Source organism: Roseinatronobacter bogoriensis DSM 18756, from assembly GCF_004366635.1.
Classification (GTDB): Bacteria; Pseudomonadota; Alphaproteobacteria; order Rhodobacterales; family Rhodobacteraceae; genus Roseinatronobacter; species Roseinatronobacter bogoriensis.
In genome coordinates this window covers 20,567-45,156 of the sequence record NZ_SORN01000014.1, presented here as the reverse complement: position 1 = coordinate 45,156, position 24,590 = coordinate 20,567, and the positions used below count along the sequence as shown (strand labels likewise).

At 65.5% G+C, this 24,590-nt stretch carries 28 protein-coding genes; 24 read left to right on the top strand and 4 right to left on the bottom strand.

The genetic code is table 11. The annotated features are described in order from the left end of the window. The coding region (locus tag EV660_RS19140) for a DUF6900 domain-containing protein (protein WP_168800679.1) at positions 1 to 152 on the bottom strand (152 nt) is incomplete at its 3' end. Between the two features lie 34 nt (positions 153 to 186). Then, positions 187 to 399 (bottom strand): hypothetical protein, encoded by a 213-nt coding sequence (locus EV660_RS17625; RefSeq protein WP_071479589.1) that lies wholly within the window; start codon positions 397 to 399, stop codon positions 187 to 189. Between the two features lie 133 nt (positions 400 to 532). Between EV660_RS17625 and EV660_RS17620 the strand changes: the two genes are divergently transcribed. The 9 genes from EV660_RS17620 (at position 533) to EV660_RS17580 (ending at position 8,773) form a co-directional block, all read left to right on the top strand. After that, a complete protein-coding gene (locus tag EV660_RS17620; RefSeq protein WP_071479588.1) occupies positions 533 to 1,108 on the top strand; it encodes a hypothetical protein in 576 nt (191 codons plus the stop codon). Next, entirely contained in the window at positions 1,056 to 3,086 is a 2,031-nt protein-coding gene (locus tag EV660_RS17615) for a phage terminase large subunit family protein (RefSeq protein WP_071479587.1), read from the top strand. The genes EV660_RS17620 and EV660_RS17615 overlap by 53 nt, the downstream gene beginning before the upstream one ends. Positions 3,087 to 3,097: 11 nt before the next feature. Continuing rightward, positions 3,098 to 3,307: a phage head-tail joining protein gene (locus tag EV660_RS17610; RefSeq protein ID WP_071481864.1), complete on the top strand. Its 210-nt coding sequence runs from the start codon at positions 3,098 to 3,100 to the stop codon at positions 3,305 to 3,307. Between the two features lie 11 nt (positions 3,308 to 3,318). Continuing rightward, positions 3,319 to 4,815 (top strand): phage portal protein, encoded by a 1,497-nt coding sequence (locus tag EV660_RS17605; RefSeq protein WP_071481865.1) that lies wholly within the window; start codon positions 3,319 to 3,321, stop codon positions 4,813 to 4,815. Further along, on the top strand, positions 4,815 to 6,245 hold the full coding sequence (locus EV660_RS17600; RefSeq protein WP_071479586.1) for a S49 family peptidase: 1,431 nt from the start codon (positions 4,815 to 4,817) through the stop codon (positions 6,243 to 6,245). The genes EV660_RS17605 and EV660_RS17600 overlap by 1 nt, the downstream gene beginning before the upstream one ends. Positions 6,246 to 6,355: 110 nt before the next feature. Next, entirely contained in the window at positions 6,356 to 6,736 is a 381-nt protein-coding gene (locus tag EV660_RS17595; protein ID WP_071479585.1) for a head decoration protein, read from the top strand. Positions 6,737 to 6,798: 62 nt separating this feature from the next. Further along, positions 6,799 to 7,821, top strand: coding sequence for a major capsid protein (locus EV660_RS17590; RefSeq protein WP_071479584.1), 1,023 nt, complete (start codon positions 6,799 to 6,801; stop codon positions 7,819 to 7,821). 11 nt (positions 7,822 to 7,832) lie between these two features. Next, positions 7,833 to 8,144 (top strand): head-tail joining protein, encoded by a 312-nt coding sequence (locus EV660_RS17585; RefSeq protein ID WP_071479583.1) that lies wholly within the window; start codon positions 7,833 to 7,835, stop codon positions 8,142 to 8,144. Continuing rightward, positions 8,141 to 8,773: a DUF6441 family protein gene (locus EV660_RS17580; RefSeq protein ID WP_071479582.1), complete on the top strand. Its 633-nt coding sequence runs from the start codon at positions 8,141 to 8,143 to the stop codon at positions 8,771 to 8,773. The genes EV660_RS17585 and EV660_RS17580 overlap by 4 nt, the downstream gene beginning before the upstream one ends. A 30-nt stretch (positions 8,774 to 8,803) precedes the next feature. Here the strand turns inward: EV660_RS17580 and EV660_RS17575 are convergent, their stop codons facing one another. Next, positions 8,804 to 9,220, bottom strand: coding sequence for a hypothetical protein (locus EV660_RS17575; protein ID WP_071479581.1), 417 nt, complete (start codon positions 9,218 to 9,220; stop codon positions 8,804 to 8,806). 111 nt (positions 9,221 to 9,331) lie between these two features. Between EV660_RS17575 and EV660_RS17570 the strand changes: the two genes are divergently transcribed. The 5 genes from EV660_RS17570 to EV660_RS17550 are packed head-to-tail and all read left to right on the top strand — an operon-like array spanning position 9,332 to position 13,562. Then, positions 9,332 to 9,754, top strand: coding sequence for an acyl-CoA transferase (locus EV660_RS17570; protein ID WP_071479580.1), 423 nt, complete (start codon positions 9,332 to 9,334; stop codon positions 9,752 to 9,754). A 28-nt stretch (positions 9,755 to 9,782) separates the two neighbouring features. Further along, complete coding sequence (locus tag EV660_RS17565) at positions 9,783 to 10,724, top strand: phage tail tube protein (RefSeq protein ID WP_071479579.1); 942 nt, start codon at positions 9,783 to 9,785, stop codon at positions 10,722 to 10,724. Continuing rightward, positions 10,725 to 11,162, top strand: coding sequence for a hypothetical protein (locus EV660_RS17560; protein WP_071479578.1), 438 nt, complete (start codon positions 10,725 to 10,727; stop codon positions 11,160 to 11,162). A gap of 41 nt (positions 11,163 to 11,203) precedes the next feature. Beyond that, positions 11,204 to 11,401 (top strand): DUF7697 family protein, encoded by a 198-nt coding sequence (locus EV660_RS17555; RefSeq protein ID WP_071479577.1) that lies wholly within the window; start codon positions 11,204 to 11,206, stop codon positions 11,399 to 11,401. Further along, positions 11,382 to 13,562 carry a phage tail tape measure C-terminal domain-containing protein gene (locus EV660_RS17550; RefSeq protein WP_071479576.1) on the top strand — a complete coding sequence of 727 codons (2,181 nt, stop codon included), beginning with the start codon at positions 11,382 to 11,384 and terminating at the stop codon, positions 13,560 to 13,562. Before EV660_RS17555 ends, EV660_RS17550 begins: the two co-directional genes overlap by 20 nt. A gap of 98 nt (positions 13,563 to 13,660) precedes the next feature. Here the strand turns inward: EV660_RS17550 and EV660_RS17545 are convergent, their stop codons facing one another. Then, on the bottom strand, positions 13,661 to 14,167 hold the full coding sequence (locus tag EV660_RS17545) for a hypothetical protein (protein WP_134014116.1): 507 nt from the start codon (positions 14,165 to 14,167) through the stop codon (positions 13,661 to 13,663). Positions 14,168 to 14,446: 279 nt separating this feature from the next. Here EV660_RS17545 and EV660_RS17540 point away from each other — a divergent pair, with 279 nt between their 5' ends. The 10 genes from EV660_RS17540 to EV660_RS17495 all read left to right on the top strand — a co-directional run bounded on the left by EV660_RS17540 (position 14,447) and on the right by EV660_RS17495 (position 24,570). Continuing rightward, complete coding sequence (locus tag EV660_RS17540; protein ID WP_071479574.1) at positions 14,447 to 15,073, top strand: DUF2460 domain-containing protein; 627 nt, start codon at positions 14,447 to 14,449, stop codon at positions 15,071 to 15,073. Beyond that, positions 15,070 to 15,954, top strand: coding sequence for a DUF2163 domain-containing protein (locus EV660_RS17535; protein WP_071479573.1), 885 nt, complete (start codon positions 15,070 to 15,072; stop codon positions 15,952 to 15,954). Before EV660_RS17540 ends, EV660_RS17535 begins: the two co-directional genes overlap by 4 nt. 14 nt (positions 15,955 to 15,968) lie before the next feature. Beyond that, the gene (locus EV660_RS17530) at positions 15,969 to 16,415 is read left to right on the top strand and encodes an NlpC/P60 family protein (RefSeq protein WP_071481863.1); all 447 of its coding nucleotides are present in this window, start codon (positions 15,969 to 15,971) and stop codon (positions 16,413 to 16,415) included. Positions 16,416 to 16,420: 5 nt separating this feature from the next. Beyond that, positions 16,421 to 20,563: a baseplate multidomain protein megatron gene (locus EV660_RS17525; RefSeq protein WP_071479572.1), complete on the top strand. Its 4,143-nt coding sequence runs from the start codon at positions 16,421 to 16,423 to the stop codon at positions 20,561 to 20,563. A gap of 31 nt (positions 20,564 to 20,594) precedes the next feature. After that, a complete protein-coding gene (locus EV660_RS17520; RefSeq protein ID WP_071479571.1) occupies positions 20,595 to 22,502 on the top strand; it encodes a DUF2793 domain-containing protein in 1,908 nt (635 codons plus the stop codon). 33 nt (positions 22,503 to 22,535) lie between these two features. Further along, complete coding sequence (locus EV660_RS17515) at positions 22,536 to 22,844, top strand: hypothetical protein (protein ID WP_071479570.1); 309 nt, start codon at positions 22,536 to 22,538, stop codon at positions 22,842 to 22,844. Positions 22,845 to 23,013: 169 nt separating this feature from the next. Then, the gene (locus tag EV660_RS17510) at positions 23,014 to 23,694 is read left to right on the top strand and encodes a YcbK family protein (protein ID WP_071479569.1); all 681 of its coding nucleotides are present in this window, start codon (positions 23,014 to 23,016) and stop codon (positions 23,692 to 23,694) included. After that, complete coding sequence (locus EV660_RS17505; protein ID WP_071479568.1) at positions 23,694 to 23,951, top strand: hypothetical protein; 258 nt, start codon at positions 23,694 to 23,696, stop codon at positions 23,949 to 23,951. The genes EV660_RS17510 and EV660_RS17505 overlap by 1 nt, the downstream gene beginning before the upstream one ends. A 4-nt stretch (positions 23,952 to 23,955) precedes the next feature. Further along, positions 23,956 to 24,108 carry a hypothetical protein gene (locus EV660_RS19075; RefSeq protein ID WP_331250875.1) on the top strand — a complete coding sequence of 51 codons (153 nt, stop codon included), beginning with the start codon at positions 23,956 to 23,958 and terminating at the stop codon, positions 24,106 to 24,108. Between the two features lie 60 nt (positions 24,109 to 24,168). Continuing rightward, the gene (locus tag EV660_RS17495) at positions 24,169 to 24,570 is read left to right on the top strand and encodes a hypothetical protein (RefSeq protein ID WP_071479566.1); all 402 of its coding nucleotides are present in this window, start codon (positions 24,169 to 24,171) and stop codon (positions 24,568 to 24,570) included. Positions 24,571 to 24,590: the final 20 nt, after the last annotated feature.

Below are 24,590 nucleotides of genomic sequence, written 5' to 3'. Positions count from 1 at the left end.
GCGGCGCGCAGGGCCCAGACCGCCACATCATGGAAATCGAGACGATCCCGGTTGCGGGTTTCCAGCGTCTCGAGGCGGAACTGGCGCTGGGCGATCTCGAGGATGACGGCATCGCGCTGGGTAGTAGGATCGGTTTTGGTGCGGCATGGCATGGCTTTGCTCCGGGTGGTTCAGGGGCGCGCAGGCTCAGATCAGCCCGTGCTGTTTCAGGACCGGAACAACATCCGCCAGCTCGATGGTCAGGCAGTCGATCCCGACCCGGCCCGCCATCTCGAAGACCTCGGCGTTGAGGCTCTGGTCATTGAGGTGGCGCTGCAGTGTGGCAGTGGTCATGGCCTGCACAAAGCGGGTGCGGTCGATGAAGATGCGTGTCGTGTCGGAGGGGATGGCGATGGTCATGGTTCTGGCTCCTTGCGTTATGCGCGATGCACTTCTTCCTTGATGACAGAGTCGCTCTATTCGGGAGTGTAATCAACTGAATAAGAAGATTATTTCCGTTTAATTCCAATATCTTGAGGATCATCGCAGCGCCATGGAAGGTATCTCTGAGCGCGCCTATGCCGCCCATTCCGGCCTCTCGCGCGGGGCGGTTCAAAAGGCGCGCAAGACCGGTCGGCTGGTGCTCTTTGCGGACGGCTCGATCAACGCGACGGCGTCCGATGCGCGTCGGGGCGCGGTGACCGATCCGGACCAGCAGATGCGCTCGCGGGGTGGATTTGGCGTCGGCGGTGATGGTGGTGGGATTAGCGGTGGCACCAGCGGCGTTTCCGGTCCCGGCGACAGCACCTCCTATCTGAAGGCGCGCACGGCGCTTACGGTCTACCAGGCGCAGGAACGGCAGCTGTCGATCCAGAAGAAGAAGGGCGTGCTGGTCGACCGGGCGCGCGCCGAGACACTGGTGTTTCGCCTCGCGCGCCAGGAGCGCGACACATGGGTCACCTGGCCCACCCGCGTGGCGGCACTGATGGCAGCGCAATTATCCGCAGAGATGGAGAAGGCATCGGGGGTGCCCGTGACAATCGAGACTGCGATCCTGCAAAGGGTGCTGGAAACCCATGTCCGAGAGCAGCTCGACGCCCTTGCAGACCTCCGGGTCAGCCTCAGTTGATCATGAGGATCTGAGCGCCGATCTGGACCTCGGCTTCGACGGAGCCGAGGACATCCTGCGCGCCTGGCGGCGGGGCATGCGGCCCGATGCCGATCTGACGGTGTCGGAATGGGCCGATGCGCATCGCTGGCTGTCTTCGCGCGCCTCGGCCGAACCCGGGCGGTACCGGACTGCGCGTACGCCCTATCTGCGCGCCATCATGGATGCGCTCTCGCCCAGCCACCCGGCACAGCGCATCAGCTTCATGAAGGCCGCGCAGGTCGGCGCGACCGAGGCGGGGAACAACTGGATCGGCTTCGTGATCCACCACGCGCCGGGGCCGATGCTGGCGGTGCTGCCCACGGTCGAGATGGCCAAGCGGACCTCGCGCGGTCGGATCGACCCGCTGATTGAGGACAGCCCGGCCCTGAAGGAACGTGTCAGTCCTGCCCGCTCGCGTGATGCCGGCAACTCGATGCTCTCAAAAGAATTCCCGGGCGGCATCCTGGTGCTGACCGGGGCGAACAGCGCGACGGGCCTGCGGTCGATGCCCGCGCGCTATGTGTTTCTCGATGAGGTTGATGCCTACCCCGCCTCGGCCGATGAGGAAGGCGATCCAGTCACGCTCGCCGAAGCGCGGACCACTACCTTCGCGCACAGGCGCAAGGTGTTCATGGTCTCGACGCCGACAATCCGGGGGCTGTCGCGCATCGAGCGGGAGTTCGAGGCCAGTGACCAGCGGCGCTATTTCGTGCCCTGCCCGCATTGCGGCCACAGGCAATGGCTGCAGTTCGAGCGGCTGCGCTGGGCGAAGGGGAAGCCCGAGACGGCCACCTATCATTGCGAGGGCTGCGAGCGCTCCATCGCCGAGCACCACAAGACGGAGATGCTGGCACAGGGGGAGTGGCGGGCAACTGCAATCAGCGCGGACCCGACAGCCATCGGCTTCCACCTCTCGGCGCTCTATTCGCCGATCGGCTGGAAGAGCTGGGAGCAGATCGCCCGGGACTGGCTGGCGGCGCAGGGCTCGGACGAGATGCTGCGCGCCGCGCGCAACACGCTGCTGGGCGAGACCTGGATCGAAAGCGGCGAGGCGCCGGAGTGGCAGCGGCTGGCGGATCGGCGTGAGGCCTTCCCGGCGCAGATCCCCGCAGGCGGTCTGTTCCTGACCGCCGGCGCCGATGTTCAGAAGGACCGGATCGAGGTTGATGTCTGGGCCTGGGGCCGCGGTCTGGAAAGCTGGCTGGTCGATCACATCGTCATTCCAGGCGGGCCGGATGATCCGGCCTGCTGGGAGAAGCTGACTGCACTGCTCAGCCAGACATGGGTCCATGAGAATGGCGCGGTCATGACGCTTGCGAAGCTCGCCATCGACACCGGCTACGAGTCGGCGGCCGTCTATGCGTGGGCGCGCAAGCAGGGCATCGCGCAGGTTGCGCCCGTGAAGGGGCTCGAAGGCTTCAACAGGGCCACTCCGGTGTCCGGGCCCACCTACGTCGATGCCACCGTGAATGGCCGCAAGCTGAAGCGCGGGGCCCGGCTCTGGACTGTGGCCACGGCCACCTTCAAGGCCGAGACCTATCGGTACCTGCGCATCGAGCGGCCCAGCGATGAAGACATCGCGCTGGGCATGCCGAACCCGGCAGGGACGATCCACCTGCCCGACTGGGTCGACAGCGAATGGCTGAAACAGCTGGTGGCCGAGCAGCTGGTCACGATCCGCGACCGGCGCGGCTATGCCCGACAGGAATGGCAGAAGCTGCGCGAGCGCAACGAGGCGCTCGACGCCCGCGTCTATGCACGCGCCGCGGCATGGATCCTCGGCGCCGACCGCTTCGACGAGCGCATGTGGCGGCAGCTGGAGAAACAGGCAGGGGTCGAGACTGCCGCTGCCGCGATGGATGCCGCACCCGAGAAACCGACAGCCCCGCAAGCCGGGAAAGTGACAACGCCAAGGCGGCGCGGCTGGAAGATCAGCACGCCGCGATACATGGAATGACCGGAACCCCGATGACCCTCGATGATCTCAAGGCCCGCCACAGCGCGCTGCTGGCCGCGCGCTACAGCGGCACGCGCTCGGTCAGCTATGACGGCAAGAGCATCAATTACGGCTCGGACGCTGAGCTGGCCACCGCCATTGCCGATCTCGAGCGGCGGATCGCGGCGCTGGAACGGACCAGCCGGCGCGTGTTGCGCCCCTTCGCCGTGAAGGACCTGTGATGGCCAGCGCGATGAACTGGCGTCAGCGCCTCGGGGCCTTCATCGGCGGATTTGATGCCGGCCAGCATCATCGGCGCCTACGCGGCTTCCGCGCGACCCGCGCCCATGTCAACGCGCTGATCGCGGCCGCCGGACCCGACATCACCGCCCGCGCGCGCTGGCTCGTGCGCAACAACGGCTATGCGGTGAATGCGGTGGAAAGCTGGGCCGCCAACACTGTGGGCGACGGGATCAAGCCGATCTCGAAGATCGGCGACGCCGCACGCAAGGAAGAGCTGCAGCGCCTGTGGCTCGCCTGGACCGACGAGGCCGATGCCGAGGGGTTGACGGATTTCTATGGGCTCCAGCGCCGCGCCGCCCGCGAGGTGTTCATCGCGGGTGAGGTCTTCTTCCGGATCCGCATGCGCCGCGCCGGTGACGGGCTCACGGTGCCGCTGCAGCTGCAGATGCTGCCTGCGGAAATGCTGCCGCTCGAGCAGACCGGGACGGCGGCCAACGGCAACGCCATCCGGCAGGGGATCGAGTTCGACCGCATCGGGCGGCGCGTGGCCTATCATTTCCTGCGCCGCCACCCTGGCGACAGCACTGATCCGGGGCTGGCGGGCGAGGTGGTGCGCGTCCCCGCCGCCGAAGTCATCCATGTGATCGACCCGGTCGAGGGCGGCCAACTGCGCGGGGTGTCGAAACTGGCCCCGGCCATCGTGAAGCTGTTTCTGCTTGATCAGTATGACGACGCCGAGCTCGACCGCAAAAAGGTCGCGGCAATGTATGCGATGTTCGTGACCTCCCCCGCACCGGAGAACCCGCTCGCGCCGGCCGAAGATGACGAAGTGCCAGATGGGGTGGAAATCAGCCCCGGCCAGATCGTCCGCCTCGATCCGGGCGAGGATGTGACTGTGGGCCAGCCTGCCGACAGCGGAGCAACCTATGAGCCGTTCCAGTACCGCACGCTGCTGCAGATCTCGGCAGCACTTGGCATCCCCTACCCGTACCTCGCCAACGACATGGTGAAGGGGAACTTCTCGAACTCGCGGCTCGCCCTGATCGAATTCCGGCGCCGTGTCTCAGCCTGGCAGCATTCGGTGATGGTCTGGCAGCTCTGCCGACCCGTGTATGCCCGCTGGATGGATGCGGCCGTGCTGTCGGGTGCGCTCACCCTGCCCGGCTACGAGGCGAACCGCGCGCGGCTGCTGACCGCCGACTGGCTTCCCACCAAATGGGACTGGGTCGATCCGCTGAAGGACGCCAATGCCGAAATCGCCCAGATCGAGGCGGGCCTGAAATCCCGGACGCAGGCTATCGCTGAACGCGGCTACGACGCCGAACAGGTCGATCGCGAAATCGCCGCCGAGCGGGCGCGCGAACGGGCGCTGGGTCTCGATTTCCGTCGCCCCGGCTCGCCCGCACAGGGCGTGCAGGCCGTACCGGTCGAGGCAGAACAAGCTGACCGTGATGACGAAACCGACGACGCGGAGGATCGCCCGCGCCCAGACGAGGACCAGACCTGATGCTCCATGCCCGCATTGCCGCGCGCGCCTTCAACACGCCACTGCTGGTCGAACCCTCCAAGGCCATGGCGTTCCTGTCTGGCCTTGGTCCGCGCATCCTGGGGCGGCGGGTCGAACTGGCAAACGACGTCGAGGCACCGGTTGGGGCGGCCACCCTGCCCGCTCGCGCCAGCTTGCTGGTTGGCGGTCTGGCAGACAGCTATCGCCAGCATGGCGATGCGCCCTATCCGGTCGTGGACGGCATTGCCGTGATCGAGATCGCGGGCGTGCTGATCCATCGCGGCGGCTGGATCGGGCAGTCCTCGGGCCAGACCAGCTATGAGGGGATCGCAGCCCAGATCGAGGCGGCGGCCAGCGATCCGGCCGTGCGCGGCCTCGCGTTGGAAATCGACAGTTTCGGGGGCGAGGTTGCCGGGGCATTCGACCTCGCAGATCGCATTCGTGCCATCCGAGGAGCCAAGCCGGTCTGGGCCTTTGTCGCCGAACATGCCTTCTCGGCGGGCTATGCGCTCGCCTCCCAAGCCGACCGTATCCTGCTGCCACGCACCGGCGCGCTGGGCAGCATCGGGGTTGTGGTGCTCCATGCCGACCTCAGCGGGCAGCTCGATCAGGACGGGGTGCGTGTCACGCTGATTCATTCCGGCCTGCACAAGGTCGATGGCAATCCGTATCAGCCCCTGCCCGAGGGCGTGCGCGGTGACATTCAGCGCGAGATCGATGTGCTGCGGTTTCTGTTCGCGGAGACCGTGGCCGCCGGGCGTTCTGGAAAGATCAGTCATGAGGCCGCGCTGGCGACCGAAGCCGCGACCTACCGTGGCGCGGATGCTCTCGCCGCTGGCCTCGCCGACGAGGTCACCGATCTGACGCGCGGCTTCGCGGCGTTCCGGCAGATGCTGTCCCGCACCCCGACACTCTCTCCCATGCGCACCACGCGCGCATCCCTTCCCCACCCCAGACAGGAGGCACTCATGGCCACCCAGAACGACCCCGACGACAGCCCGCAGGACACCGGAATCGATGTGACGGACATCGGGGACGGTGAAACCGATGCACCCGATGATCAACCTGATGTCGCGCAGACCCCCGCTGAAACTCAACTGCCCGCTGCTGCGGTCGCTGCCCCCGCCCCGACCGCCCCGCAGGCGGGCAATCTGGCCGAGCTCTCGGCGCAGCTACGCGAGGCAGCGGCGGAGATCGCCGAGATTGCGGCGCAGGCGGGCCGCCTCGGCATCGCCATCGACGCGGCGAAGGCGCTCCGCGAAGGCACCACCCCCGAGGCCCTGCGCCGCCTCGTGCTGGAACGCGCCAGTGCCGCAGCTGACGCGCGCGACATTGTGGCGGCCCCGCGCTCGCCAGTCCTGCCGATCGCCAAGGAAAGCCCCATCGTCGCCGCCGCGAAACGCGCCGCGGCGTCGGGCCACCGGGTCTGACGACCGGCAGCGACACACAGCCCACCCCCTGAAACCGCCCGTCCTTCGCCCCCGCCGCATCCCGGCGGCGGGGGTTTGGTCCCTTGCATCCCTGAGAAAGGCACCCTGCCATGACCGTCCTTCACCAGCCCGCCACGACGGGTGATGTCCTCAAGTACGAGGTGAACCCGAACTACACCCGCGAGACCGTCACGCTGCTCGAGGGCACCAACTATCCCGTCGGCGCCGTGCTGGGGCGGATTACCGCCAGCGGCAAGTACAAGCTCGCCACCTCGGGCGGCTCGGACGGCGCGCAGACCGCCGCCGCCGTGCTGCTCTACGCGGTCGATGCCAGCGCCACGGACGCCATCGGCGTGGTGGTCGCGCGGGGCCCCGCCATCGTCTCGAAGGCCGCACTCGTTTTTGATCCCACCGTCGATGACGCGCCCAAGACCGCCACCAAGCACGGCCAGCTGGCCGCGCTCGGCATCGTGCCCCGCGACACCGCCTGATCGGGCAGATCGCCCTTTCTCCCCATCGTGCTGTCGCACCCCCTCTTTCCCCGGAGTTCCCCATGACCATCACCCGCAACCCGTTCGACGCGGGCGGCTATTCGCTCGCCGAGATGACGCAGGCCATCAACATCCTGCCCAACCTCTATACCCGCCTCGGCCAGATCGGCCTCTTCCGCTTTGAGGGCGTCACCCAGCGCTCCATCGTGATCGAACAGCGCGAAGGCGTCCTCAGCCTCCTGCCCTCCGTCCCGCTCGGCGCCCCCGCCACTGTCGGCAACCGCGAGGCGCGCTCGATGCGCAGCTTCGCGCTGCCGTGGATCCCGCATGACGACGTGATCCTGCCCGCCGACATTCAGGGCATGCCCGCGCTGGGCGTCTCGGATGCGGCCGATCCGCTGGTCGAGGTGATGAACCGCAAGCTCACGCTGATGCGCCGCAAGCATGCCCAGACCCGCGAATACATGGAGATGAATGCGCTGCGCGGCATCGTGAAGGACGGCGCGGGCACGACCCTCTACAACTACTTCACCGAATTCGGGCTCGAACAGATCTCGGTCGACTATGTCTTTGGCACCGCCGGCACCAACGTCCAGGGCAAGGTCCGCACGACCCTGCGCGCAATCGAGGACAATCTGCTCGGCGAGACCATGACCACCGCGCATGCGCTGGTGAGCTCCGAATTCTTCGACAAGCTGATCAGCCACCCCAAGACCGAGGACGCCTACAAGTTCTTCTCGGCCACCGGCGGCCAGCCCCTGCGCGAGGACATGCGCCGCGCCTTCCCCTTCGCGGGGATCCTGTTCGAGGAATACAACGGCTCGGTCACGCTTTCGAACGGCACATCTGAGCGGTTGATCCCCACGGGCGAGGGCATCGCCTTCCCGCTGGGCACGTTTGACACCTTCACCACCTATGGCGGTCCGGCGAACCTGCTGGAGACCGCGAACACGATCGGTCTGCCGCTCTATGCGCGGCAGATGATGGACGCGAAGGGGCGCTGGATCGACCTGATGACGGAAGCCTCGATTCTGCCGGTCAACAAGCGCCCGCGCCTCGCGATCCGCCTGCACAGCTCGAACTGACGGGCGCGCGCATGTCGGTCTTCACTGCGGCCATCGACAACCTCTTCGCCGATCCCAACATCGCCCGCGATGCAACCTGGATCGCGGATGGTGGCGCACCGAAACTCGTCTGCGTGGTCACCCGCCGCGCGGATGAGGTCACCAGCTTCGGTGACGCAAGGCTTTGGTCCGAGACCACGCGCATCGACCTGCGCGTGGCCGAGGTCCTGAACCCACGCCCCGGCGACCGGATCGAGATCGACGGCGAGGCATTCCTCATCCAGGGCGAACCGGTGCGCGACCGCGAAAGGCTGGTCTGGACCGTCAATCTGAGGCCTGCATGAAACTGAAGCTGGAGATCACCCCTGACCTCGTCGCCATGATGGCCGCTGAGATCAAGGCAGGCGAGCGGGCCGTCAGCACCGCCACACGCGAGGCTGGCAACAGCCTGAAGTCCGCCTGGCGCGCGCAGATCACCGGCGCCGGGCTGGGTCAGCGGCTGGCGCGCACTATCAGGTCGGAGCAGTTCCCAAAGGGCAAAACCAGCCTGAATGCGGCAGCGATTGTCTGGTCGAAAGCGCCTGTGATCATCGGTGCGCATGATACAGGGCCGCTGATCCGGTCAAAAAACGGGTTCTGGCTGGCGATCCCCACTCCCGCTGCTGGGAAATCCGCGCGTGGTGGCCGGATCGCCCCCGGCGAATGGGAACGCCGCTCGGGCCTGCGCCTGCGCTTCGTCTACAGGCGCACTGGTCCGAGCCTGCTGGTGGCCGAGGGGCGGCTGAACGCACGCGGCCGCGCTGTGGCATCTCGATCAAAGACCGGGCGTGGTGTGACGACCGTGCCGATCTTCCTGCTGGTGCCGCAGGTCCAACTGCGCAAGCGACTGGACCTCGCCCGCGATGCCGCCCGGGCGCAGGACGCATTGCCTGGCGCGATTGTCACGAAATGGGTGGAAGGGCACATAAGGTAAGCAACGGGTAGAGGATAAAGGCAGACCTGCCTAGTGCGCGGATGTTTCCGCATCAAGCCTGTGCCATGCATCCTTGTAGATGTCGTTCATGAAGAATCTCGATGGCAGCCAGTATGAGACCTTCCCTTCCTTGTTCGTGTTAGAGACCGCATTGGCTTTGACCTCATCCAGATTGAGAATGAAACAACTCGGCTCATCCGAATTCGCGTTGAGAGTTACGATCCACCACATGGAACGAAGTGCCGCGAGCGATCCACCCAGCGGCACATCAGCCCGCTTTGAAAGTGCTTTTGACTGAACCGCAATAATCCGGGTCTCATCCTCACATACCGCATACAGGTCGGCACCTCTGGCGTTGCGGACGGTTGGCAGGACATTCCATCCACGCCGCGACAACTCCCATGCGATACGATACAAGCCCGAATTTCCAGTCAGTTGATGTTTCATTCGCTGGCTCCGACTCCGAATGTTCCTGTGACGATGACCGTCTATCACCTTCCCGGATCGGATGCACATGAGGACGCCTCCTGCAGCTCTTCAGCATAGGACAAAACCATAGTGACCACCCCGCGCGAAACCATCCTCACCGCCCTGGCGGACCTGTTACGCACGGTGCCGCATGTACCGGTATTGCGCGGCGAGGTTCTGCCCGAGCGCGTTTCCACCGCCGGTCTGATGATCCTGCGCGATGGCGAGCCAGGCGAGCCCGGCGTCACGCTGTCGCCACTGCGCTACCATTACCAGCACCGCGCCGAGATCGAGGCGGTCGTGCAAGGGGCCGATCGCGACGCGACCTTCGCCGCGCTCTGCGCCAGCATCGGCGCGGCACTCTCCGCCGACCGCACGCTGGGCGGACACTGCGACTGGATCGAAGCCGAGGCCCCTCGCCCCGTCGATCTACCCATTGAGGGCGCGGCCAGCCTGAAAGCCGCGGTCATACCCGCTATCCTGCACTACAGCACAGCCGACCCGCTGGCCTGACCCACCCGACAACCCGAGGAGAAACACCATGGCACGAGCCCAGGGGGCGCGGGCGCAGATGGCGCTGGCGTTCGAGACGACCTATGGCACGCCGCCCGCGAGCGGTTTTGTGCGGATGCCGTTCGCCAGCGCCACACTTGGCGCCGAGCAGCCGCTCCTGAACAGCGAGCTTCTGGGCTATGGCCGCGATCCGCTACCGCCGATCAAGGATGCGGTGACCTCGGATGGCGATGTGGTGGTGCCGATTGATGCGCAGGCTTTTGGCTTCTGGCTGAAGGCCGCGTTTGGCAACCCGACGACAACGGGGTCATCAGCGCCCTACACCCACCAATTCCAGTCCGGCGCATGGGCGCTACCCAGCATGTCGATCGAGACCGGCATGCCAGAGGTCCCGCGCTACGCGATGTATTCGGGCTGCGTGCTGGATCAGCTTAGCTGGCAGATGCAGCGCTCGGGCCTGCTGACCGCGACGGCGCGGCTGGTGGCACAGGGCGAAATAGTGGGTGCCGCGACCAGCGCAGGCACACCCGCCACGCTCGACCTGCAGCGCTTCGGCCATTTCAACGGCTCGATCAAGCGCAATGGCGTCGATCTGGGCAATGTCGTCTCGGCCGAAATCACCTATGCCAACAATCTCGACCGGATCGAAACCATCCGCGCCGATGGGCGCATTGATGGCGCTGATCCATCCATCGCCGCGCTAACCGGTCGCATCGAGGTGCGCTTCGCCGATCAGACGCTGGTCACGCAGGCCATCAATGGCGATCCCTGTGCCATGGAATTCGCTTATGTCCTGCCCTCGGGCGAGAGCTTCACCTTCACCGTGCACGCCGTCTATCTGCCACGCCCGCGCATCGAGATTGCCGGACCACAGGGCGTGCAGGCGACATTCGACTGGCAGGCTGCGCGGGATGCGACTGTCGGGCGGATGTGCACTGCAACCCTGATCAACGCCATGGAGACTTATTGAATGCTGACCCTCGATCTGACCAACGCGCCCCGCTGGCATGATCTCGCCCCCGGCGTGCGGGTGCAGCTGCGCCCCCTCACCACCGCGCTCATGGTCGCCACCCGCGCTGACCCGGAGGTCGAGGCCGTGCCCGATGAGGCCACGGATGAGACCCGAGCCATGGCCTTCGCCAAAGCCCTCGCGCGGCGGGCCGTGCTCGATTGGGAAGGCATCGGTGATGCCGATGGTGTGCCCATCGACCCCAGCCCCGAGGCCATTGATGCGCTTCTGGACATCTGGCCGATCTTTGAAGCCTTCCAGCTGACCTATGTCTCCAAAGGTCTGCTGCTGGAACAGGAAAAAAACGCCTCTGCGCCCTTGCCGAGTGGGAGTTCGGCGGGGGCGCGCGCTACTGCGACGCCTGTGAAGGGACGTGCAAAGACTGCCCCGCGCGGCTGAACCGCCCGCTCTCGCAGGAAGGCTGGCAGGTCCGGGATCTGGTGGGCCGCCTTGGTGGTCAGCTGCGGATCGCGCCGGGTGCGGTGATCGGCTGGGACATGAGCGCCGCACTGGCGCTGGGCCAGGCGCTGGGCGTGCCACCTCTGGTCCTGGCGGAACTGCTGCCTGGCATCGAAGCCGTGATGGTCACCAAACTCAACCAACAGATGGAAGCAGATCATGGCGGAAAAACGGGTTAGCGTCCGCCTTGCGGCTGTGGGTGGGCGTCAGGTGCGCTCTGAGCTGGAGGGCGTGGGCGAGGCTGGCAAGCGTGGCTTTGGGCGGCTGAGCGCGGAGATGGAGGCGGCGAACCGGCGGCTGGCAGGCTTTGCGCGTCGGGTGAAACTGGCGGCTGCAGCGGCTGTTGCGGCGGCCACAGCGGCAGGTGTGGCCATGATCCGCTCCGGCCTGCAAACGGTCGACGCGCAGGCGAAGCTTGCGGCTTCGCTGGATACCACTGTGGCCAGCATTCAGGTGCTGGAACGCGCAGGCGATCTGGCAGGCGTGTCGATGGGTCAGGTCGAGCAGGCCACGATCCAGCTGACGCGACGCCTGTCACAGGCGGCGTCGGGCACTGGGCCTGCGGTCGAGGCGCTGCGTCGGTTGCGCTTGTCTGCTGAGGCTCTGCAACGCCTGCCGCTGGACGCCCGCATCGCCACCATTCAGGAGGCACTGAGCCAGTTCGTGCCCGAGGCTGAACGCGCGGCCATTGCCTCGCAACTCTTCGGGGATCGCGCCGCACTCGTGTTCGGGCGTATCGACAGCGCGACGCTGCGCCAAGCCACGCAGGATGTGCGCGATTTCGGCGTGGTGGTCTCGGATCAGGACGCAGCGCAGATCGAGCGCACCAATGATGCCATCTCACGCCTTGGCCTGATCTGGCGGGGGCTGTCGAACCAGCTGGCGGTGGCTGCCGCCCCGGCGCTGGAAGCTGTCGCCAATGCCATGGCCGCTGTCGCCCGCACGACCGGCCCGCTCGGCATGGCGATCCGGGGCCTCTTTGACAATCTCGGGCGGCTCGTCAGCATCGCTGGTACCTTCGCCGCTTTCATGGCAGGGCGCTGGGTGGCCGGGCTGGCCGCTGCGGCGCTGTCCGTGCGCGGGCTCGCCACAGCGCTGGTCGTCCTGCGCGGGGCGCTGATCCGCACGGGCATCGGCGCGCTGATCGTGGGGGCGGGCGAGTTGGTCTATCAGTTTGGCCGACTTGTTTCCGGCGCCGGTGGCTTCGGTGCCGCGCTGGAATTGATGGGCAATGTCGCGCGCGCGGTCTGGGATGGCATGGCCGCGTCCATGTCGGCCTTTGGCGACCGGTTTCGGGCCATGCGCGCAGATATCCAAGCCCTCTGGCTGCGGCTCATGCGGTTTTTGGGCCAGACATGGGCGGATTTCCTGAGCCGGATCGCGCCCGGCTTCAACCAGATCGCCGATGTGATCGGCGCGGGTTTCCAGATCGACGCGCTGGGCGTACAGGCTTGGGTGTCGAGCTTCGACGCCGGGATAATGCGCGCCGAACGATCTGCGACGGCGTTTCGCGCGCGGGCGGATGCGACGCTGGCCAGTGCCTTTGACGGCGCACGCGAGGCCATGGCCACATTGCTGGCAGCAGTGCGCGGGTCGGGCGAGGAAAGCGCAGATGCGCTGGATGCCGCCACAGCTGGGGCGCAGCGTATGTCGGAAGCGCTCGATCAGGCCGAAGCAGCAGCGGGACGCGCAGGCGCTGCGGGGCGGCAGGCTGGCTCGGACACGGCCAGTGGCGCAACTGTTGCGCTGACCGGCTGGCAAGCAGTCACCGCAGCCCTGTCCGAGTATGCCGACAAGGCGCGCGATATCGGTGCGGATATCGGTCAGGCGCTGGTGGGCGCGTTCGGGGCGGCCGAGAACGCCGTCGCGGACTTCGTGCGCAAGGGGAAGCTCGACTTCCGCGATCTGGTGACCTCGATGATCGCTGATCTCGCCCGGCTCGCCGCGCGGCGCTTTATCCTTGGGCCACTGGCAGGGCTGCTCTCTGGCGTGCTGGGCGGCGCAGGCGGGCTCTTCGCCAATATCTTCCATGCAGGCGGTGTGGTCGGCGGTCCTGCTCCGGGGCGCATGGTGCCTACCATGGCCTTCGCAGCTGCGCCCCGCATGCATTCCGGTGGCTGGGCCGGACTCAAGCCCGACGAAGTGCCGGCGATCCTGCAGCGCGGGGAGCGCGTGCTCTCGCGCCGGGAAGCTGCTGGTTATGGGGGTCGCGGTGGCGATGGCAGCACGACCGTGAATGTCACCATCATGGCGCGCGATGCGGAAAGCTTCCGGCAGTCCCGCACGCAGGTGGCAGCAGACATTGCGCGCGCGGTCAATCTCGGGCGGCGGGGCATGTGAGTGCGGTGGAAGGCGGCGCATGGTCACAATGAGCCCTTAGCGGCCAGTCAGTCCTTCGATTGAGATATCTCGACGACTCCCATTCCGACTTGGCTATGCTAACGGGGATCACAAGTCATATGGTATATTGCGCCATCGGTCACATAGCCGGTGGGGTCGAGTGTAGAAATAAACTCGCTATGCCTTGAAGAAAAAACAGAAGCATTGCGCCAAAAGACCGTATGCATCCAAATTCCACGCTCGCCATAGGGCTCAATCGCAGTAACTCTGTTTGCAGTTACTTGAACGACGATAGCTTCTTCCCAAGCAGGCTCAGGCACATTGACGCCGGGCACCTTCAAGGAGCCCCATCGAACATAAAAACGCGTTCCGTCGAAGGCAAAGCTGGGTGACATGCCGGCGAACCCATCATCCGCCATAACGAATCCATCTTCTTCAGATTGAAGGCGGTTGCCGTGAATATCGTTGCGTATTCCAAACTCGAACACAACACCCACCGGCGGTGTGCAGTTTTCCAAAAGACGCAATGCTTGTGCAAAAGTTGGCGTTGATAGTGACGGGAGGACCGCAAGGAGAGTGATCACGATATAAGAGATAAATTTCACCACAACACGCAATGCTTAACCCCACACTCTGCAAGTGGCATTTCGCCTATCGTAAAGATCGCCTGAACCTGCCTGCTAAACAAGTCATTTCAACTTCAAACTTCGTCTTCGGCTCTTAAATCGGGCGGATCGCCGAGGAGAAATGTGATCATCCGGGATGAAACACCTAAGTTGACTTTCATGAGAGCACCAGTAGCGAACGGCAGAAATAGTCCCGATAGCCGCTCCTCAGTCGACCCGCTTCCTGAGCAAACCCCTACTTCCTGAGACGAGGATCAGATGTCTTTTCACGAGGTCCGGTTTCCGGACGCGATCAGCCGTGGTGCGCGGGGTGGTCCCGAGCGGCGCACGCAGATCGTCGAGCTGGGCTCGGGCATTGAGGAGCGCAATGCCAGCTGGGCCAACTCGCGACGGCGCTATGATGTCGCTTATGGCATTCGCCGCGCCGATGATCTGGCCGCTGTCGTCGCCTTCTTTGAAGCGCGGAATGGCCGGTTGCACGGGTTTCGCTTCAAGGACTGGTCGGATTACAAATCCTGCGCGCCCTCACAGTTGCCCGGGCCGCTGGACCAGCCCATTGGCACCGGGAATGGCAGCGTGACCAGTTTCGCGCTGTTGAAACGCTACACGTCCGGCGACCAGAACTGGACCCGCGCCATCACCAAGCCTGTCGCCGGCAGCGTCCGCCTTGCGCTGGGTGGGGTTGAACAGGTCAGCGGTTGGTCGGTGGATACGACAACTGGCGTGGTGACATTCGGGACAGCCCCGGCGGCGGGAATAGCCATAACCGCCGGGTTCGAATTCGACGTCCCTGTCCGTTTCGACAGCGACACGCTGGACGTCACCCTCGATATCGAGCGGCTGGGCTCGATCACCTCCATTCCCCTGCTGGAGATCCGGCGATGAAACAGATCGACCCAGCACTGCAGGCGCATCTCGACGAAGGGACCACGACACTCGCATGGTGCTGGCGCATCACCCGCGCGGATGGGGTCAGCTTCGGTTTTACCGATCACGATTGCGCGCTGGTGTTCGAGGGCACCGAATTCGAGCCCGAAAGCGGCTTTGCGGCCTCAGAAATCCGCGCCGGGTCGGACCTGTCGGTGGATGCGCAGGATGCGGAAGGCGTGCTGTCCTCGGACCGGATCACCGAGACGGATATTCTCGACGGGCGCTGGGATGCGGCCGAGGTCGAGCTCTGGCGCGTGAACTGGGCGGACACCAGCCAGCGGGTGCTGATGCGCTGGGGCGCTGTGGGGCAAATCCGGCGCGGGCGCATGGCCTTTGTCGCCGAGGTGCGCAGCCTCGCGCATGTGCTGGGCCAGACTGTCGGGCGGACGTTTCAGGCAGGCTGCGATGCGGGCTTGGGCGATGCGCGCTGCGGCGTCGATCTGGAGAACCCGGCTTACAAGGGCAGCGGTGCTGTCATCGACCTGCTGCGCGACCGGGCTTTCACCGCCTATGGCTTGTCGGGTTTTGCCTCCGGCTGGTTTGCCTTTGGAACCGTCCACTGGACCTCTGGTGCCAATGCCGGAGGGCGGGCGGAGGTGTTGGCGCATGATCTGGTAGATGGCGTGGCCGTACTTACGCTGCTGGAAGCGCCCGTGCGCGCTGTCACTGAGGGCGACGGTTTCACCATCCACGCTGGTTGCGACAAGCGGATCGAAACCTGCAGCGCAAAGTTCGCCAACACTGTCAATTTCCGGGGCTTTCCCCACATCCCCGGACAGGACACCATTCTGCGCTACGCCTCGCGCGATGGTGGCCATGAAGGGGGTGTTCTGTGAGGGATGCAATCACAGTGAGCCAGCGCAAGAGCGCCGAACCTTCTATCGTCATCGCCGCTGCGCGCAGATGGCTCGGCACACCCTACCACGACCAGGCGAGCATGTGCGGCGTGGGCTGTGACTGCCTCGGCCTTGCGCGTGGCGTCTGGCGCGAGGTTGTGGGGCCCGAACCCTTCCCGATCCCGCCCTACAGCCGGGACTGGGGCGAAACCGGGTCGCTCGAGGTAATGGCGGAAGGCGCGCGGCGAATGATGATCGAGGTCGAACCGGCGCAGGCCCCACCCGGCGCGCTGCTCCTATTCCGGATGATGCCGCGTGCCATCGCCAAACATGTCGGCATCCTCACCGGACCTGACAGTTTCATCCACGCCTATGAGCGGCTCGGCGTGATCGAGCAGCCGCTCAGTCCCGCCTGGCAACGGCGCATCGCCTTTGCCTTCCTGTTCCCCTTGAGAGATTGATGTAGATGGCCACCCTTGTCCTTGGCGCTGTTGGCTCCAGCATCGGGCTGGGCTTTGGCGGAGCTTTCCTTGGCCTGTCGGGTGCGGCCATTGGCGGGATGATCGGGGCGACAGTGGGCTCGGCCATCGACAGCTGGCTGATCTCTTCGCTGGCACCTGCCCAACGCATCGAAGGTGCGCGGCTCGATACGCTGCGCATCACCTCCTCGACCGAGGGGGCGGTCATCCCGCGCGTTTTTGGACGCATGCGGATCGGCGGCAATATCATCTGGGCCACGGATTTTCGGGAGGAGACGCGCACCACGACCCAGCGCGGCGGTGGCAAGGGCGGCGGGCCGAGGGTCAGGACGACCGAGTATCTCTATTATGCGTCATTCGCGGTCGCACTCTGCGAAGGCTCCGAAGCCGGTCCCGCAGGGACCAATCTCTCCGGGGGAGAGATTGGAGGTGGAGGAGGCCCGGCAGGGCGAGGGATCACCGGCATCGGGCGCATCTGGGCCGATGGCAAACCCCTCGATCTCTCTGGCATCACCTGGCGCTGGTACCCGGGCGATGACGCGCAGCAGCCCGATCCCTTTATTGTGGCCCGGATGGGGGCCGCCAACACGCCCGCCTATCGCGGCACGGCCTATGTCATGTTCGAAGACCTGCCGCTGGGCGATTACGGCAATCGTATCCCGCAGCTGACCTTCGAGGTGTTCCGTCCGCTGGCAGATCCCGACACGGCCGAAGGGCTGATCCGCGCGGTCACGCTGATCCCTTCGGCGGGTGAGTTCACCTATGCGACAGATGTCGTGCGCAAGGTTGAAGGCGGGCGCAGCCTTGGCGCTGGACTGTTTGGCATGACGCTTGGCGGCATCAGCAGCGCAGAGAATTCCAATGCAGTCGCCGACACCGCCGATATGGTCGTGGCGCTGGACCGCTTGCAGGCCATGGTGCCGAGCGTCGAAAGCGTCAGCCTCGTGGTGTCCTGGTTCGGCGATGATCTGCGCGCAGGCAACTGCACGATCCGGCCCAAGGTCGAATTCATCGACAAATCCACGCCAAATGCAAGCTGGACCGTGAATGGCGTGACGCGGCTGACGGCGCAGCTGGTGAGCCGTGATTCCGAAGATCGTCCGGTCTATGGTGGCACGCCTGCGGATTTCGCCGTCGTGCAGGCGATCCGGGAGCTGAAAGCGCGCGGGCTGCGCGTGACCTTCTATCCCTTCCTGATGATGGATGTGCCACCAGGGAACACGCTGCCCGATCCCTATAGCGACAACGCAGCCGACATCGGCCAGCCCAAATTCCCATGGCGGGGGCGGATCACCTGTTCGCCAGCGGCAGGTTTTGCAGGCAGTGCCGACCAGACCGCGAGTGCAGCCGCGCAGGTGGCAAGCTTCTTTGGCGGTGCGTCACCGGGCAGTTTCGCCATTCTGGGCGAGAGTGTGATCTGGACCGGCCCTGCCAATGACTGGGGCCTGCGCCGGATGATCCTGCATTATGCTCGTCTCTGCGCGGTGGCTGGGGGCGTCGATGCCTTCCTGATCGGCACCGAGATGCGCGGGTTGACGCAAATCCGCTCGGGCGCGTCCACGTATCCGGCGGTGCAGGCATTTCGCGATCTGGCGGCGGATGTGCGCGCCATTCTCGGGTCCGGGACGAAGATCAGTTATGCCGCCGACTGGTCCGAGTATTTCGGCCATCAGCCGGATGATGGCAGCGGAGACGTGCTCTTCCACCTCGACCCGCTCTGGGCCGACCCGAACATCGATTTCATCGGCATCGATAACTACATGCCGCTCTCGGACTGGCGCGACGGGTTTGATCATGCTGATGGTAAGGGGGCGAGCGCCATCGGTTCAAGCGAGCCCCCGAACGGCGGCTGGCCTGCCATCCATGACCGCGCCTATCTGCAATCCAATATCGCAGGCGGCGAAGGGTTTGACTGGTTCTATGCCAGTGCCGGTGATCGCGTGGCACAGCAGCGCACGGCCATTGCTGACGGCGCACATGGCAAGCCTTGGGTCTACCGCTACAAGGATCTGAGCAGCTGGTGGTCGGAACCGCACTTTGATCGCCCCGGTGGGGTCGAAAGCGGCACACCCAGTGCATGGGTGCCGCAATCAAAGCCGATCTGGTTTACTGAGCTGGGTTGCCCCGCTGTGGATCGCGGCACCAACCAGCCGAATGTCTTCTTTGATCCCAAATCCTCCGAGAGCTTCGTGCCCTATTTCTCGCGCGGCTGGCGGGATGATGCGATCCAGCGCGCCTATCTCGAGGCGAGCTATCTCTGGTGGAGCGAGGCTGCCAACAATCCGGTTTCCTCGATCTATGGCGGCCGCATGGTGCATGTCCCCGAATGCGCGGCCTGGACATGGGATGCGCGACCCTATCCGTTCTTCCCCGCGCTGACCGAAGTCTGGACCGATGGCCCGAACTGGCGGCTGGGCCATTGGCTGACAGGGCGGCTGGGGGCTGTGTCGCTCGCAGCCCTCGTCCGCCAGCTTTGCCTGCGCGCTGGGCTGCCCGAGGACCGCATCGATGTCTCGGGCCTTTGGGGCGCTGTCGAGGGCTATGTGATCGCAGCACTGGAGAGCCCGCGCAGTTCCATCGCCACACTCGCGCGGCATTTCGGCTTTGATGCCGTCGAGACGGGCGGTGTGATCCGCTTTGTCATGCGTGGGCGCGCTGCCGTCACTGTGATCAGCGCTGAGGATATGGTCGCTTCGGGAACCGGCGCGGGCGGTGATGGCGGGTCCGGGGCCGAAGTTCTGGAACTCACCCGCGCGCAGGAAACCGAGCTGCCGCAGGCCCTCAAATGGCAGGTCGCGCGGGCCGATGAGGATTACGATGCCTCGCAAGTCGAAGCGCAGCGCATCACGGTGGACACCACGCGCATTGCGCTTGAAAGCTTCCCCATGGCTGTCCCGCCCGAAGAGGCCGAGCGCCGCTGTCGCCGCGCGCTGATGGAAGCCTGGTCAGGGCGCGAAACAGCCGTGTTTCGCCTGCCCCCCTCGCGCCTTGCGCTTGATCCCTGCGATGTGATCGCGCTCGACCATGACGGGCGGCAAGTCGATATGCGGCTGGTCTCACTGGCAGACTCGACATTTCGCAGCGTTGAGGCCCTGCGACAGGACCGCGCGATCTACGATCTGCCCCCCGGCAATCCCCGGCCCGCGACACTGGCCACGCCGATGGTGTTTGGTGCCCCCGATGTGCTGTTTCTCGATTTGCCCCAGCTGCGCGAGGAGATTGCGCCCCATCGCCCTCTGATCGCCGCCCATGCGCGTCCATGGCCCGGCGAGATGGCCGTCTATCGCAGCCCCGGCAGCGACGGGTTCGAGCAGCTGACCACATTCAGCAGGCGGGCGCGGATGGGCCTGCTGGTCGCGGATTTCTACGCTGGCCCGACATCCCGCTTCGATCTGGGCAATGAGCTGATCGTGGATCTGTTCGCAGGCACACTGGAAAGTGTCGCCGACATCGCGCTTTTTGGCGGGGCCAATGCGCTGGCGGTGGAAACGGATGCAGGGCAGTGGGAGATCGTGCAGGCTGGCGCGGCCGAGCTGATTGCTCCGGGGCGCTATCGCCTGACGCGGCTGCTGCGCGGTCAGCGTGGCACGGAAAGCGCGATGGGCAGTCCCACGCAGGAAGGCGCGCGCGTCGTGGTGCTGGACGACAGCCTGACCCCGCTGCCGATTTCCGAGGCCGATCTGGGCCTGCCATGGAACTGGCGCATCGGCCCCGCCGCGCGAGCACCCAGCGATGACAGCTATGTGGCGCAGACATTCACACCCGAAGGTGCCGGGCTGCGGCCTTTCTCGGTCGCGCATATCGACCAGCCTTGGCGCAGAGCGCGGAACCCCGGCGATCTGACAATCCGCTGGGTGCGCCGATCGCGGGCGCTGGCCGCTGACAACTGGAACGCGGGTGAAGTGGCCTTGGCCGAGGAGCTTGAGGCATACGAGGTCGATATCCTTGATGGCGCATCCGTGAAACGCACGCTGAGCACGAACACCACCAGTGCGATCTACACCAGTGCTGACCAGATCGCCGACTGGGGCGCGCTGCTCGGTCCCGGCAACGCGCTGACCATCCGCATCGCCCAGCTCTCCACTCTGATCGGGCGCGGAGCAGCGCGGACAGTCACGCTGTTCTTCTGATCCTTCTTTCAAATCACAACCGGAAATCACCATGTCCGACACCACCAGCAATCTGCTGCTGCCCTATATTCTGGCCGCGCAGGCCCAGAAGCATGTCACCCACAACGAGGCGCTGCGCCTGCTGGACGCCATGGTGCAGCTGGCGGTGCTGGACCGCATGCGCACCGCCCCGCCCGCGAGCCCCGCCGACGGCGACCGCCATCTTGTCGCCTCGGGCGCGACTGATCTATGGGCAGGATGGGACCTGAACATCGCCTTCTGGGTCGATGGCGCGTGGATCCGGCTCGTTCCGCGCCCCGGGTGGCTGGTCTGGGTCGCGGAGGAAGGCGCGTTCTTCGTCTGGTCCGGCTCCAGCTGGGCCAGCGTCGGCGAACCCCGAGATGTGTCTGATGCTGTCTTCAGCCTGGTGAACAATGCCGATCCGACGAAGAAGGCGGTCTTCTCGCTCGCCTCCATCTCCACTGGCCAGACCCGGACCTACACGTTGCCCAACACCTCAAGCGAGTTGGCGATCCTCGCGGGCACGCAGACCTTCTCGGGCAACAAGACCTTCTCCGGCACCCTGACCACCTCCGGGGGCACGGCGACCCTCGGCACCTCCACCGGCACTGCGACCTATGGCGTCGGAACCGGCGCCACCACCAACGGCACCACCAAGACCGTGAACATCGGCACCGGCGGCGCGTCCGGGTCGAACACCGTGGTCAACATCGGCTCGGCCACCGCAGGTGCGGGCGGTACGACGGTGATCAACACGCCCACCGTGACCTTCGCCAACAGCGTGACACAGGTTGGCATGCCCCAGGCGAACCTGACCGCCCAGCAACTCGGCCTCGGCTGGGCCACGGCCGACAGCTACAACCGCTTCTCGATCAACACCCCCGCGATGCTCTTCAACCATGCGGGCAACGGCATCGAGGCGACCTTCAACAAGAACGCGCCGGGCGACGATGCCGCCTTCGCCTTCAAGACCGGCTTCTCGGCCCGCGCCCTGATCGGTCTCCTCGGCAACGACGACTTCAGCTTCAAGGTCAGCCCGGACGGATCGGCCTACTTTGACGCCATCCGCATCGACCGCACCAGTGGCCGGGTGGAACTGCCCGAGCCCATGGTCCTGCCCGGCCGCGCGACGCCCCCCGATCCGCCGCCCGCAGGCCGCATCCATCTCTACGCCCGTGACCGGGCGGGGTCGGCCTGGCTCGAGGTCATGCGCCCCTCGGGGCGGCTGTTCCCGCTGCAGCCGCATTTCGGGGTGAACCGGATCGCGTACTGGGCCCCGTCCTCGGGTACCACGATCAACGCGATCGGCATGCCGCGCACGGGCGTCGGCACCGCCTCCACGCCCGGCCTTGCCACCACGAACCTCTCCACCTCCATGCGCCGCTGGCGGATGACCAGCGCGGCCACAGTGGACGCCGCGGCCGAGGAACGCTCGGCCGGCTGGGTCTGCTGGCGCGGCAATGCCGAGGGGCTGGGCGGCTTCACCTATGTGAACCGGCTCTCGCTGACGACGCTGCAGCCCACTGGCATGGGCTTCTTCGGGCTGATCGGCTCGACCTCGGCGCTTGCGACCGCGCTGGCCCTCTCTGCCGTCGTCAACGCCATCGGGATCGGCTTCCAGCGCGGCACCCATGCCAACTGGCAGATGGTGCATAACTCAGGCTCCGGCGCGCCCACGCTGATCGATCTCGGGGCAGATTTCCCAGTCGATGCGCCGACAAACGTCCTGACGCTCTTCCTCTACGCCGCCCCGAATGCCGCCTCGGTCTGGCTGCGCGTCGTGGAGGAAGTCTCGGGCGCCATCGCCGAGGTCGAGATCATTGCGAACCTCCCTGCCGCCAACCAACTCCTGAGCCCCCGCAATTACATGAACAATGGCGGCACCGCAGGCGCCGTCGCCTATGACTGTTCCGGTGTCTATGTCGAAACCGATTACTGAACCGCTGGCCTTGCCCGCGCAAAAGGAGCCAGCATGACTGACCGCACCTCCCTGATCGAAGAAATCACGCGCGCCCTGCGCGATCATGGCGTGGCCGCTGCCATTGGCGTCTGGTTCACTTTCATTGCCGGGCTGGCAACTGCTGTCACGCGCAAAGCCTTCACCAACGAGGCCCTGCTGCACAAGCTGGAGCAGGAACTGGCCGAGGAGCGCGCCCGCATCGAGAAGCGGCGCGACGAGGACCGGCGCGTCGATCATGACCGCCTCGCCCGGATCGAGCGCGATATCCACGACATGCGCAATCTGGTCTTTGCTGCTTTCCAGCGCAGGGATGGCAACTGACAGCGACTGGCTGTTGCCCTCTGACAGGAACGCCCAGCGCGCGCTGTCCATACCGACACGCAATGCCTCGCTGGCACACTGACGACCCCGCACGCCCAACACATCCCCACCGCTGCCCTCTCGGGCCTGCGGCCCATTTCGCATGCCCATCACCCACAGGAGAGACCCCATGTCTGACCCCATCCGCAGTTTCCGCCATTTCCGCGATGTCCCCGACGGCCTCTGGCGCTGGAAGAACTTCTCGCCTGCAGAGATCGCCTGTCGCGGCACGGGCCAGCTGAAGCTGCACCCCGAGGCGCTGGACAAGCTGCAAGCCCTGCGCGACCGGCTGGGAAAGCCGCTGATCGTCCGATCCGCCTATCGCTCGCCAGAGCATAACCGCAATGTCGGCGGCGCACCGAGATCAAAACACATGGACGGCACGGCCTTCGATATCGCCATGTCGAACCATGATCCGCTGGCGTTTGAGGCCGCTGCCCGCGAGGTGGGGTTTCTGGGTTTTGGCTTCTACCCGCGCTCGGGCTTCATCCATCTCGACCTTGGGCCCGGACGTGTCTGGGGCGAGCGGTTCCCGGTGCGGGCGACAGCGTTTGCGGCGGAAACACCGCCCGCGCGCGAGGCCATCGCGCAGAGCCGCACACTGAAAGGCACTGGCGCGGCTGGTGTGGCGACCGTCGGCGCCGCTGGGGTCGAGGTGGCGCAGGAGGTTCTGGCCGAGGCGCAAGGGGCCATTCTACCGCTGGTGCCGCATCTCGACATCCTGCGCTGGCTATTCATCGCGCTGGCACTGGGCGGGATCGCGGTGGCCGTCTGGGCGCGGATGGATGACTGGAAGAAGGGCCTGCGCTGATGTGGGCCAGCCTTGTGGTCGGGCTACTCGCCCCGCCATGGGCGCGGCGGGTGACGGCACTCGCCCTCGTCGTGCTCACCATCGCGTTGTTTTTGATCAACCTACGTCGATCAGGCGAACGCGCAGGTCGCGCCGCCGAGCGGTTTGAGCAACTGGAGCGCACGAATGAGATTCAACGTCAGATGCTGGACGCAGCCGCACGCCGCCCTCGCAGCCGCGATGATCTTCTTGACCGCCTGCGCGGAGGGCAGTTTTGACACGGTGCCCAGCGCCTGTCCGCCGGTGGTGGAATACAGCCGGGCCGAACAGGCACGCGTGGCAGACGAACTTGCCGCGCTGCCGGGAGGCACCTTGATTGCTGAATGGCTGGCGGATTATGCGGTGTTGAGAGAGCTGGCGCGAGCTTGCGAGTGAAAGGACAGATCATCCGCCAAATTGATGGCGCGCGCCCCGCAACCCCGCTAATCTGACCGCATGAAACCCGAAGATGAAAAACGCGTCGCTGCGAATCTCGCAAAGATCATGGCGATGCTGTGCGTGCGCAATACGCAGCTGGAAACACTGCATTCCGGACTGACCCCTGTCACCCGGATCGGCGACTTCTCGGATGTTTTCGTCGTGGACGCGGACGGTCGGCGCATCCCGTGGTCGGAAGTCTCGCGCATCGATGACGCCGAGATGCGCCAGCTGATGCAGGAGATCGTCAATCGCCTCTACACCTTCCATCTCGAAGCTGACGATCCCAAACTGCAGGCGACCATCGAACGCTGGAGGGGCGCGGCGATGAAATGGGACGAGCCGGAAATCGACCCCAAGATGATCGGCGCGTGTTTCGAGAAAGCCCGAAATGATCAAAAGCCGACCAGACAGGATTAGACTGAACAACGGCCATACCA